At 72.1% G+C, this 23960-nt stretch carries 21 protein-coding genes, 1 pseudogene and 1 riboswitch; of the genes and pseudogenes, 14 read left to right on the top strand and 8 right to left on the bottom strand.

Annotated features, from left to right (window positions below; genetic code table 11):
• The first annotated feature begins 26 nt into the window (after positions 1-26).
• Positions 27-398: a hypothetical protein gene (locus tag Q3Y56_RS13890; RefSeq protein WP_304462236.1), complete on the top strand. Its 372-nt coding sequence runs from the start codon at positions 27-29 to the stop codon at positions 396-398.
• 72 nt (positions 399-470) lie between these two features.
• Here Q3Y56_RS13890 and rocD read toward each other — a convergent pair whose 3' ends face one another.
• Positions 471-1679, bottom strand: a complete 1209-nt coding sequence (rocD, locus tag Q3Y56_RS13885) for an ornithine--oxo-acid transaminase (RefSeq protein ID WP_304462235.1) — start codon at positions 1677-1679, stop codon at positions 471-473.
• Between the two features lie 139 nt (positions 1680-1818).
• A riboswitch (ZMP/ZTP riboswitch) is annotated at positions 1819-1926 on the top strand.
• A gap of 41 nt (positions 1927-1967) precedes the next feature.
• Here rocD and glyA point away from each other — a divergent pair.
• The 3 genes from glyA (at position 1968) to Q3Y56_RS13870 (ending at position 5120) form a co-directional block, all read left to right on the top strand.
• On the top strand, positions 1968-3245 hold the full coding sequence (gene glyA, locus Q3Y56_RS13880; protein WP_304462234.1) for a serine hydroxymethyltransferase: 1278 nt from the start codon (positions 1968-1970) through the stop codon (positions 3243-3245).
• Between the two features lie 66 nt (positions 3246-3311).
• Complete coding sequence (gene trpS / locus Q3Y56_RS13875) at positions 3312-4325, top strand: tryptophan--tRNA ligase (protein WP_304462233.1); 1014 nt, start codon at positions 3312-3314, stop codon at positions 4323-4325.
• A gap of 210 nt (positions 4326-4535) precedes the next feature.
• Positions 4536-5120, top strand: coding sequence for a 2'-5' RNA ligase family protein (locus tag Q3Y56_RS13870; RefSeq protein ID WP_304462232.1), 585 nt, complete (start codon positions 4536-4538; stop codon positions 5118-5120).
• A 55-nt stretch (positions 5121-5175) separates the two neighbouring features.
• On the opposite strand, the gene Q3Y56_RS13865 is transcribed toward Q3Y56_RS13870, so the two are convergent.
• The gene (locus tag Q3Y56_RS13865) at positions 5176-5934 is read right to left on the bottom strand and encodes a decaprenylphospho-beta-D-erythro-pentofuranosid-2-ulose 2-reductase (protein ID WP_304462231.1); all 759 of its coding nucleotides are present in this window, start codon (positions 5932-5934) and stop codon (positions 5176-5178) included.
• Positions 5935-6098: 164 nt separating this feature from the next.
• Entirely contained in the window at positions 6099-7448 is a 1350-nt protein-coding gene (locus Q3Y56_RS13860) for an FAD-binding oxidoreductase (RefSeq protein ID WP_304462230.1), read from the bottom strand.
• A 553-nt stretch (positions 7449-8001) separates the two neighbouring features.
• Here Q3Y56_RS13860 and Q3Y56_RS13855 point away from each other — a divergent pair.
• The 4 genes from Q3Y56_RS13855 to Q3Y56_RS13840 all read left to right on the top strand — a co-directional run bounded on the left by Q3Y56_RS13855 (position 8002) and on the right by Q3Y56_RS13840 (position 11637).
• Positions 8002-8511: a phosphatase PAP2 family protein gene (locus tag Q3Y56_RS13855; protein WP_369696745.1), complete on the top strand. Its 510-nt coding sequence runs from the start codon at positions 8002-8004 to the stop codon at positions 8509-8511.
• 228 nt (positions 8512-8739) lie between these two features.
• Complete coding sequence (locus Q3Y56_RS13850; protein WP_304462229.1) at positions 8740-9774, top strand: decaprenyl-phosphate phosphoribosyltransferase; 1035 nt, start codon at positions 8740-8742, stop codon at positions 9772-9774.
• Positions 9775-10028: 254 nt separating this feature from the next.
• On the top strand, positions 10029-10481 hold the full coding sequence (locus Q3Y56_RS13845) for a GtrA family protein (RefSeq protein WP_304462228.1): 453 nt from the start codon (positions 10029-10031) through the stop codon (positions 10479-10481).
• A gap of 28 nt (positions 10482-10509) precedes the next feature.
• Positions 10510-11637 carry a YihY/virulence factor BrkB family protein gene (locus Q3Y56_RS13840; RefSeq protein WP_304462227.1) on the top strand — a complete coding sequence of 376 codons (1128 nt, stop codon included), beginning with the start codon at positions 10510-10512 and terminating at the stop codon, positions 11635-11637.
• On the opposite strand, the pseudogene Q3Y56_RS13835 reads toward Q3Y56_RS13840, so the two are convergent.
• A pseudogene (locus Q3Y56_RS13835) lies at positions 11534-12978 on the bottom strand (D-alanyl-D-alanine carboxypeptidase). The gene Q3Y56_RS13840 and the pseudogene Q3Y56_RS13835 sit on opposite strands and share 104 nt — an antisense overlap.
• On the opposite strand from Q3Y56_RS13835, the gene Q3Y56_RS13830 reads away from it, so the two are divergent.
• The 3 genes from Q3Y56_RS13830 (at position 12917) to Q3Y56_RS13820 (ending at position 16487) form a co-directional block, all read left to right on the top strand.
• The gene (locus Q3Y56_RS13830; RefSeq protein ID WP_304462226.1) at positions 12917-13168 is read left to right on the top strand and encodes an SCO4848 family membrane protein; all 252 of its coding nucleotides are present in this window, start codon (positions 12917-12919) and stop codon (positions 13166-13168) included. The pseudogene Q3Y56_RS13835 and the gene Q3Y56_RS13830 sit on opposite strands and share 62 nt — an antisense overlap.
• Before the next feature lie 114 nt (positions 13169-13282).
• On the top strand, positions 13283-14710 hold the full coding sequence (locus Q3Y56_RS13825) for a metallophosphoesterase (protein ID WP_304462225.1): 1428 nt from the start codon (positions 13283-13285) through the stop codon (positions 14708-14710).
• A gap of 223 nt (positions 14711-14933) precedes the next feature.
• Positions 14934-16487, top strand: coding sequence for an ABC transporter substrate-binding protein (locus tag Q3Y56_RS13820; protein WP_304462224.1), 1554 nt, complete (start codon positions 14934-14936; stop codon positions 16485-16487).
• A 2-nt stretch (positions 16488-16489) separates the two neighbouring features.
• Here Q3Y56_RS13820 and Q3Y56_RS13815 read toward each other — a convergent pair whose 3' ends face one another.
• Positions 16490-17857, bottom strand: a complete 1368-nt coding sequence (locus tag Q3Y56_RS13815) for a helix-turn-helix domain-containing protein (RefSeq protein ID WP_304462223.1) — start codon at positions 17855-17857, stop codon at positions 16490-16492.
• A gap of 229 nt (positions 17858-18086) precedes the next feature.
• Between Q3Y56_RS13815 and Q3Y56_RS13810 the strand changes: the two genes are divergently transcribed.
• Genes Q3Y56_RS13810 through Q3Y56_RS13800 form a run of 3 tightly spaced genes read left to right on the top strand, consistent with a single transcriptional unit; the run spans position 18087 to position 20799 of the window.
• Positions 18087-19088 carry a Gfo/Idh/MocA family protein gene (locus tag Q3Y56_RS13810; RefSeq protein ID WP_304462222.1) on the top strand — a complete coding sequence of 334 codons (1002 nt, stop codon included), beginning with the start codon at positions 18087-18089 and terminating at the stop codon, positions 19086-19088.
• Positions 19085-20338, top strand: a complete 1254-nt coding sequence (locus tag Q3Y56_RS13805) for a DegT/DnrJ/EryC1/StrS aminotransferase family protein (RefSeq protein WP_304462221.1) — start codon at positions 19085-19087, stop codon at positions 20336-20338. Before Q3Y56_RS13810 ends, Q3Y56_RS13805 begins: the two co-directional genes overlap by 4 nt.
• On the top strand, positions 20335-20799 hold the full coding sequence (locus Q3Y56_RS13800) for an NUDIX hydrolase (protein WP_304462220.1): 465 nt from the start codon (positions 20335-20337) through the stop codon (positions 20797-20799). The genes Q3Y56_RS13805 and Q3Y56_RS13800 overlap by 4 nt, the downstream gene beginning before the upstream one ends.
• Before the next feature lie 111 nt (positions 20800-20910).
• Here the strand turns inward: Q3Y56_RS13800 and Q3Y56_RS13795 are convergent, their stop codons facing one another.
• From Q3Y56_RS13795 to Q3Y56_RS13785, 3 genes are read right to left on the bottom strand one after another with little or no spacing between them, the layout of a single operon-like run.
• Positions 20911-21687: a succinate dehydrogenase iron-sulfur subunit gene (locus tag Q3Y56_RS13795; protein WP_304462219.1), complete on the bottom strand. Its 777-nt coding sequence runs from the start codon at positions 21685-21687 to the stop codon at positions 20911-20913.
• Positions 21687-23441: a succinate dehydrogenase flavoprotein subunit gene (gene sdhA, locus Q3Y56_RS13790; RefSeq protein ID WP_304462218.1), complete on the bottom strand. Its 1755-nt coding sequence runs from the start codon at positions 23439-23441 to the stop codon at positions 21687-21689. Before sdhA ends, Q3Y56_RS13795 begins: the two co-directional genes overlap by 1 nt.
• Positions 23442-23470: 29 nt before the next feature.
• Positions 23471-23959, bottom strand: coding sequence for a succinate dehydrogenase hydrophobic membrane anchor subunit (locus Q3Y56_RS13785; protein WP_304462217.1), 489 nt, complete (start codon positions 23957-23959; stop codon positions 23471-23473).
• Position 23960 lies beyond the last annotated feature (1 nt).

The raw sequence follows: 23960 nt of genomic DNA, 5'->3' as shown, positions 1-23960 counted from the left end.
AGACTGGTCCGGTCATGGAGGACGTCATGACGGCGACGACACGGAAAGACGCGCCTGTCGTGTTCGAGAGCGGCGACGTCGAGGTGCGGCTGCAGGACATCGGCGGGGACATGTGCGCCGCGTTCATCAAGTTCCCCAAGGGCACGGACATGACACCGGGCGTGAAGGGCCTGCCCGGCGACATGTGCACGTGCCCCCACTGGGGATACCTGTTCTCGGGGCGGCTGAAGATGGTGCGCAAGGACCGCGAGGAGATCTACGAGGCCGGACAGGCTTTCTACTTCGCACCTGGCCACATCCCCGTGGCACTCGAGGACTGCGAACTCCTGGACATCTCGCCGACCGCGGAGTTCACCAAGGTCATCAACCACGTCAAGGCCCAGATGCAGCCGGGCTGACCGGCCAATACGGCCACCGGACGGCCCCCGCACGGCGCGCAGCGCGCGCGGGGGCTGCCCTCTACTCTCGGCTCAGCCCGCGCCCAGCACCGACCGCAGCTGGTCCAGACCCCAGTCCAGGTCCTCCTTGCTGATCACCAGCGGGGGAGCGATCCGGATCGTGCTGCCGTGCGTGTCCTTCACCAGCACGCCGCGCTCCATCAGCTTCTCGGAGATCGCGCGGCCCGTGCCGTGCGCCGGGTTGATGTCGACGCCCGCCCACAGGCCCCGCCCGCGCACCGCGTCGACCGCTCCGGTGCCCACCAGGACGCCCAGCTCGCGGTGGAGGTGCTCGCCCAGTTCCGCCGCCCGCTGCTGGTACTCCCCGGTCCGCAGCATCGCGACCACCTCCAGGGCGACGGCGCAGGCCAGCGGATTGCCGCCGAAGGTCGAACCGTGCTCGCCCGGCCGGAACACGCCCAGCACCTCGTGCGACGACACCACCGCGGAGACCGGCACCACGCCGCCGCCGAGCGCCTTGCCCAGGACGTACACGTCGGGGACGACGCCCTCGTGCTCGCAGGCGAACGTGGCGCCGGTGCGGCCCAACCCCGACTGGATCTCGTCCGCGATGAACAGCACGTTCCGCTCGCGGGTCAGCGCGCGCACGCCCGCCAGATAGCCGGGCGGCGGCACCAGCACGCCCGCCTCGCCCTGGATCGGCTCCAGCAGCACCGCCACCGTGTGCTCGTCGACGGCGGCCTCCATCGCCGCCAGGTCCCCGTACGGCACGATCTCGAAGCCCGGGGTGTACGGGCCGTAGTCCGCGCGGGCCTCCGGGTCGGTGGAGAAACTGATGATCGTCGTCGTACGGCCGTGGAAGTTGTTCTCCGCCACGACGATCTTGGCGCGGCCGTCCGGCACCCCCTTGACGCGGTAGCCCCACTTCCGGGCCGTTTTCACCGCCGTCTCGACGGCCTCCGCGCCGGTGTTCATCGGCAGCACCATCTCCATGCCGCACAGCTCCGCCAGCTCGGCGCAGAAGTCGGCGAACCGGTCGTGGTGGAACGCGCGGGAGGTGAGGGTGACCCGCTCCAGCTGGGCCTTCGCGGCATCCAGCAGCCGGCGGTTGCGGTGCCCGAAGTTGAGCGCGGAGTACCCGGCGAGCATGTCCAGATAGCGGCGGCCTTCGACGTCGGTCACCCAGGCACCCTCGGCGGACGCGACGACGACCGGCAGCGGATGGTAGTTGTGCGCGCTGTGGGCCTCGGCGGCGGCGATGGCGCGTTCCGTAGACGTCAACGTGTACTCCGTTCGGTCTTGCGGGTGGCTGCGCCTCATTTCTATCGCCGCCTGGCCGATTTACGAAGGGTCCTTTCGGAGTACGTCCAGGTGTGCGGGTATCGGATCGGGGCTACGCCGGTAGCGCCGTAAAATGAGCAGCGCGCGCCGTGACTGGCGAACGTGGAACGAACCACGAGGGAGCGGCGCGCATCGAGGCCGCCGACGGCCGAACCACCACGAGGTGCCGCCCGCCTGGGCACCCCGGGAACACGACCGGAAACCAGCCGATCGCCCCGGAGGAACCGCATGAGCCTGCCCCTCTCCCACCCCGCCCTGTCCGCCGCGGACCCCGAGCTCGCCGCCCTCGTCGGCGCTGAGGAACAGCTCCAGGCGGCGACCCTGCGCCTGATCGCCAGCGAGAACTACGTCTCCAGCGCCGTGCTGGAAGCGGGCGGCACGGTGCTGCAGAACAAGTACAGCGAGGGCTACCCCGGCCGCCGCTACTACGAAGGCCAGCAGGTCATCGACCAGGTGGAGAACCTGGCCCGGGAGCGCGCCAAGGCGCTGTTCGGCACCGGGCACGCGAACGTCCAGCCGTACTCCGGCTCGCCCGCCAACCTCGCCTGCTACCTGGCGTTCGCCCAGCCCGGCGACACCGTGATGGGCATGTCGCTGCCGATGGGCGGCCACCTCACGCACGGCTGGGGCGTCTCCGCCACCGGCAAGTGGTTCCGGGGCGTGCAGTACGGCGTGCGGCAGGACACCGGCGTCGTCGACTTCGACGAGGTGCGCGACCTGGCCCGCAAGGAGCGCCCGAAGCTGATCTTCTGCGGTGGCACGGCGGTGCCCCGCACCATCGACTTCGCCGCCTTCGGGGAGATCGCCCGCGAGGTGGGCGCCGTCCTCGTCGCGGACATCGCGCACATCGCCGGGCTGGTGGCGGGCGGCGCGCACCCCTCCCCGGTGCCGCACGCCGACGTGATCTCCACGACCACTCACAAGACGCTGCGCGGTCCGCGCGGCGCGATGCTGCTCGCCCGTGAGCCGGAGAACCTGGGCAAGGCCGTCGACAAGGCCGTCTTCCCCGGTCTCCAGGGCGGCCCGCACAACCAGACCACAGCGGCCATCGCGGTGGCCCTGCACGAGGCCGCGCAGCCCGCCTTCCGCACGTACGCGCACGCCGTCGTCGCCAACGCCAGGGCGCTGGCGGCGGAACTGCTCGCGCGCGGCTTCGACCTCGTGACGGGCGGCACCGACAACCACCTGATCCTCATGGACCTCACGCCCAAGAACGTGCCGGGCAAGGTGGCGGCCAAGGCCCTGGACCGGGCCGGGATCGTCGTGAACTACAACACGGTCCCGTTCGACCCCCGCAAGCCGTTCGACCCGTCCGGTGTCCGCATCGGAACCCCGTCGCTGACCTCGCGCGGCCTGGGTACGGAGCACATGGCGACGGTGGCGGAGTGGATCGACCGGGGCGTGAACGCGGCCAGGACCGGCGACGAGGAGACCCTCGGCAAGATCCGCGCCGAGGTCGCCGAGCTGATGGCGGCCTTCCCTGCGCCGGGCCTGCCGACCGACTGACCGCGTTGGTCGACCGACGTACGGGGGCGGTGAGAGGACTGCCGGGCACCTGAGACAATGGGTGCCATGGCCCTCGACCGTCCCCGTGCGCTCTCCGGTATCCAGCCCACCGCAGGCTCTTTCCACCTCGGGAATTACCTCGGTGCCATCCGGCAGTACGTCGCGCTCCAGGAGACCCACGACGCGTTCTACATGGTCGTGGACCTGCACGCGATCACCGTGCCGCAGGACCCCAAGGACCTGCGCGCCAACACCAGGGTCGCGGCGGCCCAGCTGCTGGCCGCCGGCCTGGACCCGGACCGCTGCACGCTGTTCGTCCAGAGCCACGTCCCCGAGCACGCCCAGCTCGGCTGGCTGATGAACTGCCTCACCGGCTTCGGCGAGGCATCCCGGATGACGCAGTTCAAGGACAAGTCGGCCCGGCAGGGCGCCGACCGCACCACCGTCGGCCTGTTCACCTACCCGATCCTCCAGGTCGCGGACATCCTGCTGTACCAGGCCGACCACGTGCCCGTCGGCGAGGACCAGCGCCAGCACATCGAGCTGACCCGCGACCTGGCCGAGCGGTTCAACGGCCGCTTCGGCGAGACGTTCGCCATCCCGAACCCGTACATCGTCAAGGAGACCGGGAAGATCTACGACCTCCAGGACCCGGCGATCAAGATGAGCAAGTCGGCCTCCACGCCGAAGGGCATCATCAATCTCCTGGACGAGCCCAAGGTCTCCGCGAAGAAGATCAAGAGCGCGGTCACGGACACCGGGACCGAGATCCGGTTCGACGAGGAGAACAAGCCCGGCATCAGCAACCTGCTGACCATCTACGCCACCCTCACCGGCAGCTCCATCGCCGAGCTGGAGGCGAAGTACGAGGGCAAGGGGTACGGTGCGCTCAAGACCGACCTCGCCGAGGTCATGGTCGAGTGGGTAACGCCCTTCCGGTCGCGCACGCAGGAATACCTGGACGACCCGGAGACGCTGGACAAGATCCTGGCCAAGGGCGCCGAGAAGGCCCGTGCCGTCGCCGGCGGGACACTGGCCCTGGCCTACGACAGGATGGGATTCCTGCCCCCCGCGCACTGATCGCCGGGCACGGGATCACCAAGCGAGGGTGCACCGGGCACGGGACCATTGAGTAGGGGATCACCCAGCACGGAATGAGCAAGCGCCGGTGTAGGGACCATGGGCCCGTGCACCGGGGGACCGACGTAGGTAGCCGCGAGGGCGGTGCAGCCGCCACACTGACACGGGGTGCAGCAGCCGGGGCTCGCGAGAGCCAGGAGGGAGACCGCAGTGGGGACCGTAACCCTCGGCGTTTCGATCGCGGTCCCGGAGCCGTACGGCAGCTTCCTCCAGAAGCGGCGCGCGGCCTTCGGGGACCCGGCCGCACACGGCATCCCCACCCACGTCACCCTGCTGCCGCCCACCGAGGTCGACGTCTCCGCGCTGCCCGCCGTCGAGGCGCATCTGGCGGGGGTCGCGGCGGCGAGCCGCGCCTTCCCGATGCGGCTGTCGGGCACCGGCACCTTCCGCCCGCTGTCCCCGGTCGTCTTCGTCGCGATCGCGGAGGGCGCCGACCAGTGCACGGAGCTCCAGGCGCGGGTCCGGGCGGGCGCCGGGCCCTGCGAGCGCGAGCTGCAGTTCCCGTACCACCCGCACGTGACCGTGGCGCACGGCATCGACGAGGCGTCGATGGACCGGGCGCAGCGGGAACTGGCGGACTTCGAGGCGTCCTGGACGATCAGCGGCTTCGCGCTGTACGAGCAGGGACCGGACGGGGTCTGGCGGCTGGAGCGGGAGTTCCCGTTCGGGGGGAGCGCGGCGCCGGGCGTGCCCCGGCAGGGACACCTCTCCCGCCCGCCCGCGCCGACGCTGTAGAGCCCGACGCTGTAAGAGCCCGCTGTAGAGCCGACCCCGTCCGGGGAGCGGCCGGTCACAGCGGCAGGCGGCGGAAGACCGGGCGCGGGATGTGCCGCAGTGCCGACATCACCAGCCGCAGCGGACCCGGCACCCACACCGTCTCGCTGCGCCGCCGCAAGCCCGTCTCGATCGCACCGGCGACGGCCTCGGGGGTGGTCGCCAGCGGCGCCTCCGCCAGCCCGGCGGTCATCTTCGTCCGTACGAAACCGGGGCGTACCACCATCACGTGCACCCCGCTGCCGCGCAGCGCGTCGCCCAGGCCGTGCGCGAAGGCGTCCAGCCCCGCCTTGCTGGAGCCGTAGATGAAGTTCGAGCGGCGGGCGCGTTCGGCGGCCACGGAGGACAGCACCACCAGCGAGCCGTGGCCCTGGCGGCGCATCGCCTGGGCGCAGACCAGGGCGGCGGACACGGCGCCGGTGTAGTTGGTCTGGGCGACCCGGACGGCGGCGAGCGGCTCGTCCTCGTCCCGCTCCTGGTCGCCCAGCACTCCGAAGGCCAGCAGCACCATGTCGATGTCGCCCTCGGCGAAGACCTTGCCGAGGGTCGGCTCGTGCGCCTCGGGATCGAGGGCGTCGAAGGGGACGGTCCGGATGTCGGTGCCGGGCCGGGTGCGCAGCCGCGCCGCGGCGGCGTCCAGCGCGGGGGAGGGGCGGCCGGCCAGCCAGACGGTGCGGGTGCGCCGCGTGATCAGGCGGGCGGCGGTGGCCAGGGCGATCTCGGAGGTGCCGCCGAGAACGAGCAGGGACTGCGGGGCGCCGAAGGCGTCTTTCATGGGGGCTCCAGGGCATGTGGGGGGAACGCGGACTCATGGAGGCGTACGAGGCGGCTCATAGGGGGTGTACGGAGGCGGATTCACAGGGGCGTAGGGCTCACAGGGGCGGCGGGCTCACAGGGGCGTAGGGAGGCGGACTCGCGGGGACGTATGGAGGGGCGGACTCACAGGGCCAGGCGGCGGGCCATGTCGGAGGTGAAGACCCCGTGCGGGTCGACCGCGCGCCGCAGGCTGCGGAAGTCGGCCAGCCGCGGATACATCGCGTCGAGCAGTTCGGGCCGTACGCGGGCGTCCTTGGCCAGGTAGATCCGGCCGCCCGCCTCGGCGACGTCCTCGTCCAGGGCGTCGAGGAAGCGGCCGAGACCGGGCAGCCGGGCGGGGATGTCCAGCGCGAGGGTCCAGCCGGCCGACGGGAAGGACAGCCAGCCCCGGTCGGCCTCGCCGAACCGCTTCAGCACGGCCAGGAAGGACGGCCAGCGGCGGCGCGCGATGCGCTGGACGACGCGGCGCAGGGTCTCCTCCCGGCCGTGGCCGACGACGAACTGGTACTGCACGAAGCCGTCGCGGCCGTAGATCCGGTTCCAGTGCGGCACGCCGTCGAGGGGGTGGAAGAAGGCGGGGATGGTCTGGAGCTCGCCGGTGCGCAGGTCGGGCGCCCGGCGGTACCAGAGCTCGTTGAAGACCCCCACGGTGGTACGGGACAGCAGTCGGCCGGGGAGCCCGCGCGGCGGAGGAGGCAGTCGGCCGGGGCGGAACGCCAGCGGCCGCGCGGCCCGGCGGACGCGGGCGGGCAGCGCGTCGAGCGGGGCGTGCTCACCGCGGGTGAGGACGGCCCGGCCGGTGGCCGCGCCGCGTGCGAGCAGGTCGATCCAGGCGACGGAGTAGCGGTAGTGGTGGTCGGTGGCGGCGAGCCGGTCCATCAGGTCATCGAGGTCGCGGGCACGCTCGGTGTCCACCGACATCCAGGAGGTCTCGACGGGCAGCAGCCGGAGGGTGGCGGAGAGGATGACGCCGGTCAGCCCCATGCCGCCCGCGGTGGCCCGGAACAGGGCCATGTCGGGGGTGAGGGTGCGCACGGAACCGTCGGCGGTGAGCAGTTCCAGGGACCGTACGTGGCGGCAGAAGGCGCCGGAGACGTGGTGGTTCTTGCCGTGGATGTCCGCGCCGATCGCGCCGCCGACGGTCACGTAGCGGGTGCCGGGGGTGACGGGCACGAACCAGCCGAGCGGGAGCAGCACCTCCATCAGGTGGTGCAGGCTCACTCCGGCGTCGCAGACCACCTCGCCGTGCTCGGCGTCGACGGTCCGGATCCGGTCGAGGCCGGTCATGTCCAGGACGGCCCCGCCCGCGTTCTGCGCGGCGTCGCCGTAGGCCCGCCCCAGCCCGCGCGCGATGCCCCCGCGCGCACCGCAGCCCCGCACCGCCTCGGCGGCCTCTTCGTACGAGCGGGGGCGCAGGACCCGGGCGGCGGCGGTGGGCGCGGTGCGGCCCCAGCCGACGGTGACAAGGGACATGTCCGCGACGGTATCGCCCGTTGCGTCCCTGGTGTGGAGATACGCACCTTTCTCGCCGAAAAGGGTGATTAGCGGAGTGTCGGACAACATTGCCGTGGAACTCCGGCGGCGGCCGGGGAGAGTCGGAGGCGGACGAGGCGCGACGCGATGGACGGGCGCGACGCGCTGGACGGGCACGACGGAAGAGCGCCACGGAGGAGAGGGGGCGGGTCCGCTGCCGCCGAAGGACACGTATGCGCGGGGGGTGCCGCCTGGCGTGCTGATGGGGGCGCTTGCCGGGGCGCTGGCGAGGCCGCGCCCCGGGCGCCCCGCGCCGCGCCGTCCCGCGGCGGTCAGCCCGCCGTGGCGTGCGTCGGCGCGCGCCCGTCGGGACGGTGCGCCCCGTACCGGGAACGGGTCGGGGCGGCGCGGCGGCGCGGGGCCGGGGGCGGCGTCGCCGTTCCCGTGGGCGGTGTGGGGCCTCGCGGCGGGCTGCCTCGAAGGCCCGCCGGCCGGTGGCGGGCTCGATCGGCGGTTGCTCGTCGCGTTGCGTGACCGCGGGAGCGATCCGCGGGTGGCGGCCGCCGTCCGCGCGCTGTCCTGGTGCGGCGAGCATGGCGCGGTGTGGCTGGCCGCCGGGCTGACCGGAGCGGCGCGGGCGGGCAGGACCGGCGACGCCGGGCGGCGTGCCGCGTGGTTGCGCGGCACGGTGCTCGTCGGCGCGGCGCACCTGGCGAGCATGGGCCTCAAGCGGGTGGTACGGCGGCCCCGCCCGGACCTCCCCGGCCGCCCGCCCCTCGTTCGCACGGCGGCCCGGCACTCCTTCCCCAGCTCCCACGCGGCCTCCTCGGCCGCGGCGGTGGTCGCGTACGGCGCGCTGCGGCCGACCGGGTGGCCGACCGGGTGGCCGAGCGGGCGATGGCTGCCGGGCGCGGCGGCCGCGATGTGCGTGTCCCGGCTGGTGGCGGGCGTCCACTACCCCACGGACATCGCGGCGGGCGCCCTCCTGGGCGCCCTGACCGCCCGCCTCGCCGCCCCTTGGGCCCGCGGGCCCCTCCAGGGGAGGGGAAGCGGTCATGGGTGACGCCGCGGCGGTTCGGAAGGTGCCGCCCGCCGGCCGCCGGTGTCGCGGGTCCGCGACGGCCGTGCCTCGTCGGCTGTGCCCCGTCGGCTGTGCCTCGGCGGCGCTTCTGGGGCGCGTAGCCGGCTTGCGGTGTGCGGGGCCCGGCCAGGGGGCCCGACCATGGCACCCCAGGCACGTGTGCCGCGCCCGGGCGTGCCGCATGCGGCTGCCGTGTGCCCGGAGGGTCCCGTGACCGACCCGGACACGCTGCTCGAAGAGCCCCAGCCGCAGGGGCCCCGGCCCCAGCCCCCGTCGGCCGCCGCCACGGCGCGGGCGAGGGCGGCGTCCCTGCCCGCCGGGCTGCTGCGTACCGCGCGGCCGCGCCAGTGGGTGAAGAACGTGCTCGTCGTCGCCGCGCCCGCCGCCGCCGGCGAACTCGGCTCCGGGCCCGTCCTGGCCCGGCTCGCCGTCGTCTTCGCCCTCTTCACCGCCGCCGCGTCCGCCGTCTACCTCGTCAACGACGCCGTCGACGCCGAGGCGGACCGCGCGCATCCCGACAAGTGCCGACGCCCCGTCGCCTCCGGGCAGGTGCCCGAGTCCGTCGCGTACGCCGTCGGCGCGCTCCTCGCGGTCCTCGCCCCCGTCACCGCCGCGGCGCTGTGCAACACGGCCACCGCGGGGCTGCTGACCGCCTACGTCGCCATGCAACTGGCCTACTGCGTCTCGCTCAAGCACGTCCTCGTCGTCGACCTGGCCGTCGTCACCACCGGCTTCCTGATGCGCGCCGTCGTCGGCGGGCTGGCGCTCGGCATTCCGCTGTCGCGCTGGTTCCTGATCACCACCGGGTTCGGCGCGCTGTTCATGGTGGCTGCCAAGCGGTACAGCGAGGCGCTGCTGATGGCCCGCCCGGCGGGCCCGGGCGACAGCCGCCCGCCGGGCGCCTCGCGGGCGCTGCTGCGCGAGTACACCGTCGGCTATCTGCGGTTCGTATGGCAGCTCGCCGCCGGGGTGGCCGTGCTCGCGTACTGCCTGTGGGCGCTGGAGGGCGTGGAAGGCGTGGGGGGCCTGGAGGGTCTGGAGGGCGGCACCGGCGGTGGCGGGGGACTGCTGCCGTGGCGCCAGCTGTCCATGATCCCCTTCATCCTCGCCGTCCTGCGGTACGCCGTGTTCGCGGACCGGGGCACGGCCGGGGCGCCGGAGGATGTGGTGCTGCGCGACCGCCCGCTGGCGGTGATCGCGCTGGCCTGGACGGGACTGTACGGACTGGCGGTCGCGGGGCTGTGACGGCGCCCGGCGCTCCCGGTGACGTCGGCGACGTCGGTGACGTCGGTGACGTCGGCGGCCCGCCGCGGGGGCCGCGCGATGCGGCCGATCGGGCCGCCCCGCCGCGAGGCGCCGTCGGCCGGGGCGTCCTGCGGCGCGGTGCCGCCGATCCGGGTGCACCGCCGCGTGGTGCCGCCGATCCGGGTGCGCCGCCGCGTGGTGCCGCTGATAGGGGTGCGCCGCCGCGCGATGCCCTCGGCCCCGCCCGTCCCCGTGTGCCGCCGCGCGCTCGTCCCGCCGGTGCCGTCGCCCGCCTCCGCGCCCTGTTGCCCGAGCTGGCCGGGTTCGCCCTCGCCGGGGGCGCCGCGTACGCCGTCGACGTCGTCCTCTTCGTCTGGTTGCGCGGGTCCGCCGGGTTCGGGCCGCTGTCCGCGAAGGCGCTGTCCTTCGCCGCCGCGTGCACCGTCGCCTACCTCGGCAACGCCGTCGGGACCTACCGGCGTCGGCCGGGCGTACGCCGCGCCCGCCGGTACGTCGTCTTCTGCGCCGTCAACGCCGCCGGCGCCGCCGTGCAGTTGCTGTGCCTGCTCGTGTCGCACTACGGCCTCGGCCTGACCTCCGCCCGCGCCGACACCGTCTCCGGGGCCGGAGTCGGCATGGCCCTCGCCACCTGCCTACGCTTCTGGGGCACCCGGAACCTTGTGTTCCGGGTTCAGGACCACGCATGAACACTGACGAACCGGTGAGGTCTGGACCATGGACTGGTTGACCCGGCTGCCGTGGATCGGCCCGCTCGCCGCCCGCCTGATGCGTACGCACGCCTGGCGCGCGTACGAGACGCTGGACCGCGTCCACTGGACCCGGCTGGCGGCCGCGATCACGTTCGTCAGCTTCGTGGCGCTCTTCCCCCTCGTCACGGTCGCGGCGGCGATCGGCGCGGCCGTACTCAGCGAGCGCCGGATGAACGAGCTGGAACAGGAGCTCGCCGAGCGGGTGCCCGGCATCTCCGGCCAGCTCGACCTCAGCGGCCTGGTGGACAACGCGGCCACCGTCGGATCAGTCGCGGGCGCGCTGCTCCTCCTCACCGGTATCGGCTGGGTCGGCTCGCTCCGCGAGTGCCTGCGGGCCGTATGGGAACTGGACGACGAGACCGGCAACCCGGTGCTGCGCAAGCTCAAGGACGGCGGGGTGCTCATGGGCCTCGGCGGGGTCGCGGTCGGCTCCTTCGCCGTCTCCACCTTCGCCGTGACCGCCATCGGGTGGACGGCGGACCAACTGGACATCTCCGGCAACGGCGTCGGCGGCTGGCTGCTGCGGCTCGCCGCCTTCGCCGCCGCCGTCGCCGCCGACTTCCTCCTCATGTGCTACGTGCTGACGCTGCTGCCCAGCGTGCATCCGCCGCGCCGCCAGGTCCTCGTCGCCGCGCTCATCGGCGCGGTCGGCTTCGAGGGGCTGAAGCTGGCGCTCAGCGGCTATCTGCAAGGGGTCGCGGCCAAGAGCATGTACGGGGCGTTCGGTGTGCCCATCGCCCTGCTCCTGTGGATCAACCTCACCGCGAAGCTAACGCTGTACTGCGCCGCCTGGACGGCCACCGGCGGCACCGAGGAGGAGGCGGCCCCCGGCGGCACCGAGGAGGACGCGGCCCCCGGTGCCGCCGCGGGCCCGGCCGCTGACGCCCAAGCTGACGCCGACGGCCCTGCCGCGACCGCTGACGCCGACGGCCCTGCCGCTACCGCCGACGCCGCCCCTGAAAGCGATGCCGACGCGGCCGACGGCAGCGTCAGCCGCGGCCCCGGCCGCCCCGACGCGCCGGCTGCGGAAGCGGCCAGCGGCGACGCACCAGGAACGCCACCGCGCCCAACGCCGCCACCGAACCCGCTGTGAGCCCCACCGCCGTCCACTTGCCGCCGCCACCGGACCCGTCGCCCGAGCCCGCCGAGGCCTGCGCCTGCCCCTTGCCGTCGCCCGGCTTGCTGTCGTCGGTCCCCGACGTGCCGCCGTCCCCGGTGAGCTTGCCCGGCTTGACCAGCGTGCCGACCGGATCGACCGAACCGGCCGCCTTGAAGCCCCAGTCGAAGAGCTGCGCGGTCTCCTTGTAGACCCCGTACAGCTGCTCGTCGCGCGGGTTCATGACGGTGACCAGCAGCACCCGGTCGCCGCGCTGCGCGACCCCGGTGAAGGTGTTGCCCGCCTCGGTGGTGGAGCCGTTCTTCACCCCCGCGATGCCCTTGTAGAACGGCACCCCCGAACCGGTCAGCAGCCGGTTGGTGTTCTGGATCGCGAAGTACTCGCGCTGCCGCTTGCCCGGCTTGCCCTTGTCGCCCTTCTCCGGCTTCTTGAACTCGCCGGGGAACTTCGCCGTCGGCGTCGAGCAGTACTCCCGGAAGTCCTTCTTCTGAAGCCCGGAGCGGGCGAAGAGCGTCAGGTCGTACGCGCTGCTGACCTGCCCCTTCTCGTCGTAGCCGTCGGGGGTGACCACATGTGTGTCCAGCGCGTTCAGTTCCTCGGCGTGGCGCTGCATGTCCCGGACGGTCTTGTCCACGCCGCCGTTCATCGCGGACAGCACGTGCACCGCGTCGTTGCCGGAGCGCAGGAAGACGCCCAGCCACAGGTCGTGCGCCGTGTACGTGTAGTTCTCCTTGATGCCGACCAGGCTGCTGCCCTCGCCCATGCCCTCCAGGTCCGAGGGCAGCACCTTGTGCTGCGCCGTCTTGGGGAACCTCGGCAGCACCGTGTCCGCGAAGAGCATCTTCATCGTGCTGGCCGGAGCCAGCCGCCAGTGCGCGTTGTGCGCGGCCAGCACCTCGCCGGACTCCGCGTCCGCCACCAGCCACGACCGCGCGGACAGCTTCTTCGGCAGGGCGGGGGCGCCCGCCTTCAGGGACACCTGCGTCCCGGGCCGGCCGAGCCGCTCACCCCCACCGTCGACATCCGCGCGGGCGGCTCGGGCTCGCGCGGCTTGTCCTTCTGCGCTCCGGTGGCAAGGGCGGCGGGCGCGGTGGCGAGCAGCAGGGACACGGCAACGGTCATGGCCGCGGCGGAGGCGGCGGAAGTCCTGGACACGGAGGTGAACGTACCGCTGCGCGATCGAGTGGTGACGGGCGGCACGGTCGAACCGGACCCACGAGGGGGAACGCGCCGCGCGGAGCCCATACTGGAACCCATGAAGCTCAGCCGCCCCGTGTCCTGGTTCCTGCTCGCCTTCGGGGCATGGAGTTGGGTCATTTGGTCCACTTTCGTCAAAAATCTATGGAAAGACGGCAGTGGCCTGGCCTTCGACGACTCCGGCGACCCCACCGCGTACTTCTGGGTGCATCTGCTGCTTGCGATCACCTCGTTTCTCTTGGGGACGGGTATCGGCGTGATCGGGTTGCGCGGACTGCGGGCCCTGCGCCGGAACGATGCCGAGTCCTGACTCGTAGAACCTCTGGAGCCTCGTGGAGCCTCGTGGGGCACTCGTAGGGCCTAACGGGGAACCTCCCGTAGGACGTCACGGGGGACGGCGGGGGAAGGCGGGGGAAGGGACGACGTGGTCGCGGTCTTCGTGCTCATCGCGCTGGCGGTGGTCGGCCTGCTGGCCGGGGTGCACTGGTACCTGTGGCGGCGGCTGGTGCACGACACCACCGCCCCCGGCGGCCGGGCCCGCCGCGCGGGCACGGCGGCCGCCGTCCTCCTGCCGCTCGTCAGCGTCGCCGCGCTGGTCAGCGGGCGCGCGGGCGCGCCGTTCGCGGTCCAGCGGGTGCTGGCCTGGCCGGGGTACCTGTGGCTGGCGCTGGTCCTCTATCTGACGCTGGCGCTGCTGGTGGGTGAGGCGGTACGGCCCCTGCTGCTGCGTTTCCTGCCGTCGGCCCGCGCGGACCGCTCCGGCGCCGAGCCGCGGCCTGCGGACCCGCCGACGGCCGGAGGGAACCCTGGACCGAAGGCCGAGCCCGGACCGAAGCCCGAGCCCGGACCGAAGGCCGAGCCCGAACCCAAGGCGGACCCCGGACCGAAGGCCGAGCCCGGGCCGCACGCCGAGCCCGAACCCGAGGCGGACCCCGGACCGAAGCCCGAGCCCGGGCCAAAGGCCGACCCGGAACCGGACGCCGAGCCCGAGCCGGACACTGAGCCGGGTCCGAAGGCCCACCCCGCGGCCTCGCGGCGGTTGTTCGTGTCGCGGGCCGTCGCGCTCGGCGCGGGCGCCGTCGCCGCGGGGACCGTCGGGTACGGCGCGTACACCGTCCTCAGCGGGCCCCGGCTCAAGCGGATCACCGTGCCGCTCGCGCGGCTGCCCCGGCAGGCGCACGGCTTCCGGATCGCCGTCGTCAGCGACATCCACCTCGGGCCGATCCTCGGCCGCGCCCACACCCGCCGGATCGTCGACACCATCAACCGCACCGGGCCCGACCTCATCGCGGTCGTCGGCGACCTGGTCGACGGCAGCGTCGAGGACCTCGGCCCCGCCGCCGAGCCGCTGCGCGAGCTGCGCGCCCGCCACGGGGCGTACTTCGTCACCGGCAACCACGAGTACTTCTCCGGCGCCCGCCAGTGGATCGACCACGTCCGCGAACTCGGCCTGCGGCCACTGGAGAACGCCCGCGCCGAGCTGCCGGGCTTCGATCTCGCCGGGGTCAACGACATCGCCGGCGAGCGGGACGGCCAGGGCCCCGACCACGCCAGGGCGCTCGGCGACCGCGACCCCGGCCGGGCGTCCGTGCTGCTCGCCCACCAGCCGGTGGTGATCCACGAGTCCGTCAGGCACGGCGTGGACCTCCAACTGTCCGGGCACACGCACGGCGGCCAGCTGTGGCCCGGCAACTACATAGCCGAGCTGGCCAATCCGACCGTCGCCGGGCTGGAGCGGTACGGCGACACCCAGCTGTACGTCACACGCGGCGCGGGCGCCTGGGGGCCGCCGGTGCGGGTCGGGGCGCCGCCGGACGTCACCGTGGTCGAGCTGGCCGCCACCCGGGCCTGACCACCCGTCCGTACCACCCCCTCCCGTCGTTCCCGTCGTTACCGCTTTACCACCCCGGCTCGGCGTCGCGCCGGACGGCTTGTTACGCCCAGGGACACAAGTTGCAAACGATGCACGGCAGTTGCTGACGTACGCATGTTCCATGTGGTTGGCTGCTGAACCACCGTGGGATGGATGTGCGCATGCATACGTACGTCCGCCTCAGCGCTGGAGGGGGCGCAGGATGCGCAAGGTAGGAGTACGGGTAGCGGTCGGTTGTCTGGTCCTGGCGGCCGCAGGGGTGGGCGGCTTCCGGCTGGTGTCCTCATCGGACGAGGACGGCAAGGCGATCCGGATCGGGACGACGGAGACGGTCACCGCACTGGACCCCGCCGGCGCGTACGACGGCGGCTCCTGGGCGCTGTACAGCAACCTCTACCAGTCGCTGCTGACCTTCACCTCCGGCGACAGCGAGCCGGTCCCGGACGCGGCCTCCTCCTGCGGCTTCGAAGGCGGCGAGTTGCTCAAGTACGTCTGCGAACTCCGCCCCGACCTGCACTTCTCAGGCGGCCGCACCATGACGGCGCAGGACGTGGAGTTCTCCTTCCGCCGCATCATCGACATCGGCGACAAGCAGGGGCCCAAGCCGCTGCTGAGCACCCTCAAATCCGTACGCGCAGAAGGGGACCGGAAGGTCGTCTTCGAACTGCGCAGCCCGGACGCCACCTTCCCGTACAAGATCGCCAGCGGCGCCGGGTCCATCGTGGACCGCGAGTTCTACCCGGCCGACAAGCTGCGCACGGACAACAAGGTCTCGGGATCCGGCCCGTACGTCCTCAAGGAGTACAAGGACGGCGAGAAGGCGGTGCTCAAGCCCAACGGCGAATACCACGGCGCCGCCGGCACCGGCAGGTCCGTCACCGTCCGCTACTTCGACTCCGCCGCGGCCCTGAGCGGGGCCTGGCAGCGCAGGGACATCGACGTGGTCGGCGGCGGCCTGCCGCCGAAGGAACTGGCCGACCTCAACCCGGCCGACCCGGAACTGCGATCCATGGAGATCTCGGCGGCGACCACCCGCTCCCTGGTGTTCGACCTGCGCGGCCACTCGCCGATGAAGGAGAAGGCGGTGCGCCGCGCCATCGCCTCGATCATCGACCGCGAGCAGATCGTCCGCGACGTGTACAGCCGCACCGTGGACCCGCTGTACTCGCTGATCCCGCAGGGCATGAGCGGCCACAAGACCCCGTTCTTCGACGCCTACCCCAAGCCCGACGCCGACCGGGCCCGCGCCCTCCTCCAGGAGGCCGGGATCACGACGCCGGTCCGCTTCACGCTCGGCGTGGCGCGCGGCACCTCCAGCGAGGCGGAGACGGTCGCCGTACGCCGCCAGTTGGAGGACACCGGGCTGTTCGAGGTGACGATAGACCGGCGCGACTGGGACGGCTTCACCAACGCCTTCCCCAAGGGCGAGTTCGACGCCTACCTCATCAGCTGGATCGCGGACTTCCCCGACCCGGACACCTTCACCACCCCGCTGGTCGGCCCCGAACCCGTCTTCTACAACGGCTACCAGAGCAAGCAGATCAACAACCTGATCCTCGCCACCCAGCGCGAGGATGAACGTTCCCGCGCGGTCGGGGACTTCCGCGCCATCCAGAAGATCGTCGCCGAGGACGTGCCGATGATCCCGATCTGGCAGCAGAAGGACCACATCCTCAGCACCAACGACATCGCCGGCACGGAGTACCTGTCGGACGGCACCGGCATGTGGCGCCTGTGGAAGCTGGACCATATCTGACGTTACGTGTGAAGGGCGCCGACGCGGGCGGCGAGTCCGCGGAGTTCGGTGGTGGTGCGTCCGGAGACCAGCAGCCCTGAGACCAGGGACTTGACGGCCGGGCGGGCGTGGGTCTCCTCGGGGGCGTGGTGCTCGGCGGCCAGGAGGGCGCGGATGCACTCGGCACGGCGGCCCCACCGTCCGAACGCGGCGGCGATGTCGGTGTAGTAGCGGGCTCGGCGCTCGGTGCTGGGCAGGCTCTGCGGTACCACGGCCTGTGCGGCGGCGAGAGCGGCGGAGGGGTCGCCGGCGGAGTTCTCGGCGGAGACCCGGTGGAGCTGAATGGTGGTGGGGCTGAAGCCGCCGCCGTGGTCCCGCAGCAAGGTGCTGCCTCCGAGCTCCGTCGCCATGGCGGCTGCCTCGTCGGTCAGCTCCCGCATCCCGGCGGCGTCGCCGGCCCGGGCGGCGGTGTAGGCCGCGGACTGGATCAGCAGCCCGCGCGCGGCCGTGTGGGCTGGTACGCCACTGCGCAGGCTGGGGTGGTCGGCGGCACTCAGGGCGATGGACATCGACTGGTCGTGCCAGTCCGCCTTGCGCGCGAGGACAGCGAGCTGGCGGGCTGCGTCGGCGACCAGGAGCGGATCGCCGACGGCCTCGGCGGTCTGGCGTGCGCGGTCGGCGGCCATCCAGCCCAACTGCTGCTCGTCGAGCTTGATCAGCATGCGCGTGGCCAGCAGGTAGCTCTGAGCCAGCAACGTACCGTTTTCCGCACCGTCGCCGCCGGCCACGCGTGCATGCGCCGCGCAGATCAGCCGGGGCAGGCGCACGGCGAGACTGCCGTAGCGGCAGGTGTGGAAGTCCGTGAGAGCGCGGGACATGTCAGCGTGAAGCGCTGAGGTGGGTGGGACGGTGACGCCGGTGTGCAGGCCGAGCATCGCGTCCCGTACGCGGCCGACGAGCAGCTCGCCGAGCGCGGCTCCGTTCACCGGCGGACTGCCGGTTGGCAGGATGGAGGCGCCGGACGCGGCGGCGGCCGTGACCGCGAGGTTCGCCAGCAACTGCCTGCGCCGCACTGGATCCTCACCGCCCTCCCGAAGAGTCGTACCCGCCACCCTAGGGGCGGGAAGGCTGGGGTAGGCGATGGTTGGCCCGATCACCTGCCCATGTCGGACCTCTGGCTCAGGAGTGAGACCGAGCCTGTGGGGCGGGATGGCGAGCGCGTCGGCGAAGCGACGCAGCACCACCACGTCCGTCAGTGGCGAGATGCCTCGTTCGTACCGGGAGACCTGGGCCGCGGAGTAGCCGGTCAGCCCACCGAGTTGGGCCAGGGTCAGTCCGCGCTCCCTGCGTATACGGCGGACCAGCTCGCCGGGATCTGCGCCCGCGGGCACCGCCCGAGCTCTGACCGCATCCATATCGTCCCCGCCTGTAGCCGAGAGGCGCGCCACCCCTCACCGTAGCGGTGCGCGCCGGGCCGGGGCAGGGCCTTTGCATCAGATGCAAACGGCTTTGCATGCCCCGCCAGTGGGCCTCCCGATCCAGCCTCAGACGCGGTGTCCTCGAAGGGCAGGTGGCCTGCAGTCGGCGGGCCACCGCTCGCATTCGGAAGAGGTGTGAGCGATGAGCATGCCCAAGAGGGCCGCCGTGGTGGGACTCGGCGGCCAGGCGCAGAAAGACCACCTTCCCGCTCTGGCCGACTGTCGGCTCGCGGAGCTCGTCGCCGTGTGCGACGTGGACCCGCGGCGCGCGGCCACGCAGGCCGATCAGTGGCGAGTGCCGGGCTTCACCGATCTGACGCGCCTACTGAAGGAGGCACGGCCGGATTTCGTCGTCGCCGCGGTGCCGCATCACGCCGGACGGGCGGTCATCGAGGCGTGCGCCGAGGCAGGGGTGCACGTGATGAAGGAGAAGCCGTTCGCCACCGACGCCCACGAGGCCGTCGAGCTGGCCGCGCTGTGCGGGAAGACAGGAATCGAACTGATGGTCACCGTCCAGCGGCGCTTCCACCCCCTCTACGCCGCCGCCGTCGATCTGCTGGAGCACATCGGCAGCCCGTACCTGGTCGAGGGCCGGTACACCTTCCACTGCCCCGACCCGGCCGCCGGCTGGCGCGGCCGGGCCGAGCTCGCCGGTGGCGGATGCCTGGCCGACATGGGCTACCACCTGATCGACCTGCTGATCTGGTACCTCGGCCTGCCCGACCGGGTCCTGGCGGATACCTCGGCCGCCGCCGCGCCGGGCGCGGACTACGACGCCGAGGACACCGCCCTGGTGCACCTGGCCTACGACGCGGGACTGTACGGCTCGCTGTTGGTCTCCCGCTCGGCGGGACCGAAGACCGAGCGCCTGGCCATTACGGGCCCGCACGGAGCCGTGGTCGTCGAGCGCGGCATGGTGCGACGCCTCGACTCGGCCGGGCAGGTGCTCGAGTCGCTCGTGCGCGAACCGGCCTGGCCGTGCGCGGCCGCCACACAGATCGACTACTTCTGCCGTGTTCTGGACGGTACGCGCCCCAACCCCTCCGGCCCCGCCGAGCACCTGCCGCACGCCGCGTTCCTGGCCGCCGCCTACGCCTCGCAGGCCACCGCCCGCCCCGCCGACCCGAAGGAGTACCTGGCGTGAACGACTCCCCGCTCGCTCTGCTTGGCGGCGAACCCGCCATCAGCGTCCCGGGACCGCACTTTGCCTGGCCGCCGATCGCGGAGACCGACCGTGAGGCGGTCGCCGCGCAACTGGAGGCGGCCGTCTCGATCCCGGACCGCTCCGGCGTTGTCGCCGACCTGGAGGACGCGCTCGCCTCCTACCTCGGAGTTCGGCACATCGTGACCACCTGCACGGGGACCGCCGCACTGCACTCGATGTACGCCGCGGCCGGGATCGGCCCAGGGGATGAGGTGATCGTGCCTGCGCTCACCTTCCACGCCACGGCCACACCGCTCTTCCACCTCGGTGCTCATCCCGTGCTGGCCGACGTCGACAGCCGCGGGCAGCTCGACCTCAGCGATGCCGCCCGACGTATCACCGCCCGGACGCAGGCCGTGGTCGCCGTCCACCTGTGGGGCCTGCCCGAGGACATGGACGCCCTGGCGTCCTTCGCCGACGAGCACGGCCTGATGCTGCTCGAAGACGGCTCCCACTCACACGGCGCCACGTGGAACAGCCGACGCACGGGTTCGTTCGGCACCGCCGCGGCGTTCAGCCTCAACGGGCCCAAGCCGCTCTCCGCCGGCGAAGGCGGGTTCGTCGCCACCGACGACAGTGAGCTGTACTACCGGGTGCTGCTGCACGGTCAGTACAACAAGCGATGCCGCCGCGAGATCCCCGCCGACCACCCACTCGCGCGGTTCGCGGTCACCGGCATGGGACTGAAACTGCGCATCCACCCGCTCGCCGCCGCCTTCGCCCGCGCCCAACTGCCCCGCCTGGACGGCTACCTGGCAGGGCGCCTGGCCATCGCGGCCCGGATGTGCGAGGCCCTGGACGACGTGCCTGGCGTCTATCCGCCGTACGTGCCCGCCTCGGCCCGGCCGGCCTGGTACGCGCTGCCTTTGCGGTACGAGTCGGCCGAGCTCGGTGGACTGCCGATCCGACGGTTCCTCGATGCCGTACACGCCGAGGGCGCTGTGGAGGCGGACCTGCCAGGGGCGACCTGCCCGCTGGGCACCCATCCGTTGTTCCGGCGCCCCGGGGCCCTGCTGCCTGGCTACGCTGGCTTCCAAGGGCCCGTAGCCGGGGAGTTCCCGGTCGCCGAACACGTGCACGCCACCACCCTCAAGCTGCCGGTGTGGCACGGGGAGGACGACGTCCGCCTCGCCGACGCCTACACCGCGGCCATCGCCAAAGCCGCTGCCCACGCGAAGGATCTGCTGTGAGTCCGTCTTCCGTCACCAACGAACTCCTCGAAGACCTCACCCACACGGCTGAACGTGAGGGCGTCGAGAAGACCGTCGTCGGCGCCGTCATCGCCGACCCGGACGGGAAGGTGCTGCTGCTCCACCGAGCCGCCGGCGACTATCTCGGCGGGCTGTGGGAACTGCCTTCCGGCGGCGTCGAGAACGGCGAAGACCTCGTCGACGCGCTGCGGCGGGAGGTCGCCGAGGAGACCGGCCTGACGGTCGCCGCTGTGGGTGACTACCTGGGCCACTTCGACTACCGCTCCGGCAGCGGCCGCAAGACCCGCCAGTTCAACTTCACCGCCGCCGTCACCACAACCGACGAGACGGTGAAGCTCACCGAGCATGACGCTCACGTGTGGGCCGACCGCTCTGAGCAGAACCAGGTCTCACGTGCCGTCCAGGCCGTCCTCGACGCCTGGCGCGACGGAGCGTCCTGACAGTCGACCAGGCAGCCGAACAGGGCCCCGGCTCCCATGGGGGAGCCGGGGCCCTGTCGTTCTGCATCGATATGCGGCTACCGCCGCGTGGCCCGCGCAGGCGGAACCCGGTCAGAAGCGTCGCGTGATCAGCGCGCGCTTGACCTCCTGGATCGCCTTGGTGATCTCGATGCCGCGCGGGCACGCCTCGGTGCAGTTGAAGGTGGTGCGGCAGCGCCAGACGCCGTCCTTGTCGTTCAGGATCTCCAGCCGCTGCTCACCGCCCTCGTCACGCGAGTCGAAGATGAAGCGGTGCGCGTTGACGATCGCCGCCGGGCCGAAGTACTGGCCGTCGTTCCAGAACACCGGGCACGAGGACGTGCACGCGGCGCACAGGATGCACTTGGTGGTGTCGTCGAACCGCTCGCGGTCGGCCGCGGACTGGCGCCGCTCGCGCGTCGGCTCGTTGCCCGTGGTGATCAGGAAGGGCATCACGTCGCGGTACGCCTGGAAGAACGGCTCCATGTCCACGACCAGGTCCTTCAGGACCGTGAGGCCCTTGATGGGCTCGACCGTGATCGGCTTGAACGCGCCGTTCTTGTCCGGGCTGGTGATGTCCTTGATCAGGGTCTTGCACGCCAGCCGGTTGCGGCCGTTGATCCGCATCGCGTCGGAGCCGCAGATGCCGTGCGCGCAGGACCGCCGGAAGGTCAGCGAGCCGTCCAGGTCCCACTTGATCTTGTGGAGGCCGTCGAGGACCCGCTCCTTGGGGTCGATCTCGATCGGGAAGTCCTGCCAGATCGCCTCGTCCGAGACCTCCGGGTTGAACCGGCGGATCCGGAAGGTGACGGTGATGTACGGCGAGGCGTCGGCCGCGGTCTCCGCCTTGTCCAGGGTCGGGGTAGCCATCAGTACTTACGCTCCATCGGCTGGTAGCGGGTCTGGACGACCGGCTTGTAGTCGAGCCGGACCGACTCGGAGCCGTCGTCGCCCACCTCGCGGTACGCCATGGTGTGGCGCATGAAGTTGACGTCGTCGCGGTTCGGGAAGTCCTCGCGGTAGTGACCGCCGCGCGACTCCTTGCGGGCCAGCGCGGAGACGGCCATGACCTCGGCCAGGTCGAGCAGGTTGCCCAGCTCGATGGCCTCCAGCAGGTCGGTGTTGAAGCGCTTGCCCTTGTCCTGGATCGCCACGTTCTTGTAGCGCGCGCGGAGCTCGGCGATCTTCTCGACGGCTGTCTTGATCGTCTGCTCGGTGCGGAACACCATGACGTTGGCGTCCATGGTCTCCTGCAGCTCCTTGCGGAGCTCGGCGACCCGCTCGTTGCCGGTGGACTCGCGCAGCCGCTCGACCTGCTCGACGACCAGGGACGCCGGGTCCTCGGGCAGGTCCACGTAGTCGGCCTTCGCCGAGTACTCGGCGGCGGCGATGCCGGCGCGGCGCCCGAAGACGTTGATGTCCAGCAGCGAGTTCGTGCCCAGGCGGTTGGCGCCGTGGACGGAGACGCAGGCCACCTCGCCGGCGGCGTACAGGCCGGGGACGACGGTGGTGTTGTCCGCCAGGACCTCGCCCTCGACGTTGGTCGGGATGCCGCCCATGGCGTAGTGCGCGGTCGGCTGGATCGGGATCGGGTCGGTGTACGGCTCGATGCCCAGGTACGTCCGCGCGAACTCGGTGATGTCCGGCAGCTTGGCGTCCAGCTGCTCCGGCGGCAGGTGGGTCAGGTCCAGGTAGACGTGGTCGCCCTCGGGGCCGCAGCCGCGGCCCTCGCGGATCTCGGTGTAGATCGAGCGCGAGACGACGTCACGCGAGGCGAGGTCCTTCATGACGGGCGCGTACTTCTCCATGAAGCGCTCGCCGTCCTTGTTGCGGAGGATGCCGCCCTCGCCGCGGGCGCCCTCGGTCAGGAGGATGCCCATGCGCCAGATGCCGGTCGGGTGGAACTGGAAGAACTCCATGTCCTCCAGCGGCAGCCCGCGGCGGTACACCGCAGCCTGGCCGTCGCCCGTCAGCGTGTGCGCGTTCGACGTCACCTTGAAGAACTTGCCGCAGCCGCCGGAGGCGTAGATGACGGCCTTCGCCTGGAAGACGTGGATCTCGCCGGTGGCGAGTTCGTACGCGACGACGCCCGCCGACTTCTTGACCCCGTCGACCTCGGTGATCAGCTGGTCCAGGACGTAGAACTCGTTGAAGAACTCCACGCCCTCCTTGACGCAGTTCTGGTACAGCGTCTGGAGGATCATGTGGCCGGTGCGGTCCGCGGCGTAGCAGGACCGGCGGACCGGCGCCTCGCCGTGGTTGCGGCTGTGGCCGCCGAAGCGGCGCTGGTCGATGGTGCCGTCCGGGGTCCGGTTGAACGGCAGGCCCATCTTCTCCAGGTCCAGGACCGAGTCGATGGCCTCCTTCGCCAGGATCTCCGCGGCGTCCTGGTCGACCAGGTAGTCACCGCCCTTGACCGTGTCGAAGGTGTGCCACTCCCAGTTGTCCTCCTCGACGTTCGCGAGGGCGGCGGCCATGCCGCCCTGCGCGGCGCCGGTGTGGGAGCGGGTCGGGTACAGCTTCGTCAGGACGGCGGTGCGGCTGCGCTGCGTCGCCTCGATGGCGGCGCGCATCCCGGCGCCGCCGGCGCCGACGATGACGGTGTCGTACTTGTGGATCTTCATGAGTTCCTCTGTCCCTCGTGTCCCGACGTCTAGCGGATGTTCGGGTCGAAGGTGAAGATCACCAGCGTGCCCAGCAGGATGGTGAAGGTGGCGGCGGTGTAGAGCAGCCCCTTCAGCCACAGGCGGGTGTTGTCCCGCTCCGCGTAGTCGTTGATGACCGTGCGCAGACCGTTCGCGCCGTGCAGCGTGGCGAGCCAGAGCATGAGCAGGTCCCAGGTCTGCCAGAACGGCGAGGCCCAGCGGCCGGCCACGAAGGCGAAGCCGATCTTGCTGACGCCGCCGTCGAGGACCAGCTGGATCAGCAGGTGGCCCAGGACCAGGACGACGAGCAGGATGCCGGACAGCCGCATGAACAGCCAGCCGTACATCTCGAAGTTGGTACGGGTCGCCTTCGGCGTCTTCTTGCTGCGGGCCCGCGGCGGCTCGATGACCGGCGCCGGGTTGTCCACGTCGTACAGGCTGACGTCGGTGTTCACGTCGTTCACGTCGCTCGCGGTCGAAGTCGTCTCAGTGGACATC

Origin of the sequence: Streptomyces sp. XD-27 (assembly GCF_030553055.1) — a bacterium.
In the GTDB taxonomy this organism is placed as follows: Bacteria; Actinomycetota; Actinomycetes; order Streptomycetales; family Streptomycetaceae; genus Streptomyces.
Note: the sequence above shows the minus strand (reverse complement) of the source record. Positions and strands in the feature narration are given on the sequence as shown.

Coding starts and splice junctions, on each gene's coding strand:
- Q3Y56_RS13890 (WP_304462236.1), top strand. CDS start 27: ATGACGGCGACGACACGGAAAGACGCGCCTGTCGTGTTCGAGAGCGGC.
- glyA (WP_304462234.1), top strand. CDS start 1,968: ATGAGCCTGCCCCTCTCCCACCCCGCCCTGTCCGCCGCGGACCCCGAG.
- trpS (WP_304462233.1), top strand. CDS start 3,312: ATGGCCCTCGACCGTCCCCGTGCGCTCTCCGGTATCCAGCCCACCGCA.
- Q3Y56_RS13865 (WP_304462231.1), bottom strand. CDS start 5,934: ATGAAAGACGCCTTCGGCGCCCCGCAGTCCCTGCTCGTTCTCGGCGGC.
- Q3Y56_RS13860 (WP_304462230.1), bottom strand. CDS start 7,448: ATGTCCCTTGTCACCGTCGGCTGGGGCCGCACCGCGCCCACCGCCGCC.
- Q3Y56_RS13840 (WP_304462227.1), top strand. CDS start 10,510: ATGGACTGGTTGACCCGGCTGCCGTGGATCGGCCCGCTCGCCGCCCGC.
- Q3Y56_RS13830 (WP_304462226.1), top strand. CDS start 12,917: ATGAAGCTCAGCCGCCCCGTGTCCTGGTTCCTGCTCGCCTTCGGGGCA.
- Q3Y56_RS13820 (WP_304462224.1), top strand. CDS start 14,934: ATGCGCAAGGTAGGAGTACGGGTAGCGGTCGGTTGTCTGGTCCTGGCG.
- Q3Y56_RS13810 (WP_304462222.1), top strand. CDS start 18,087: ATGAGCATGCCCAAGAGGGCCGCCGTGGTGGGACTCGGCGGCCAGGCG.
- Q3Y56_RS13795 (WP_304462219.1), bottom strand. CDS start 21,687: ATGGCTACCCCGACCCTGGACAAGGCGGAGACCGCGGCCGACGCCTCG.
- sdhA (WP_304462218.1), bottom strand. CDS start 23,441: ATGAAGATCCACAAGTACGACACCGTCATCGTCGGCGCCGGCGGCGCC.
- Q3Y56_RS13785 (WP_304462217.1), bottom strand. CDS start 23,959: ATGTCCACTGAGACGACTTCGACCGCGAGCGACGTGAACGACGTGAAC.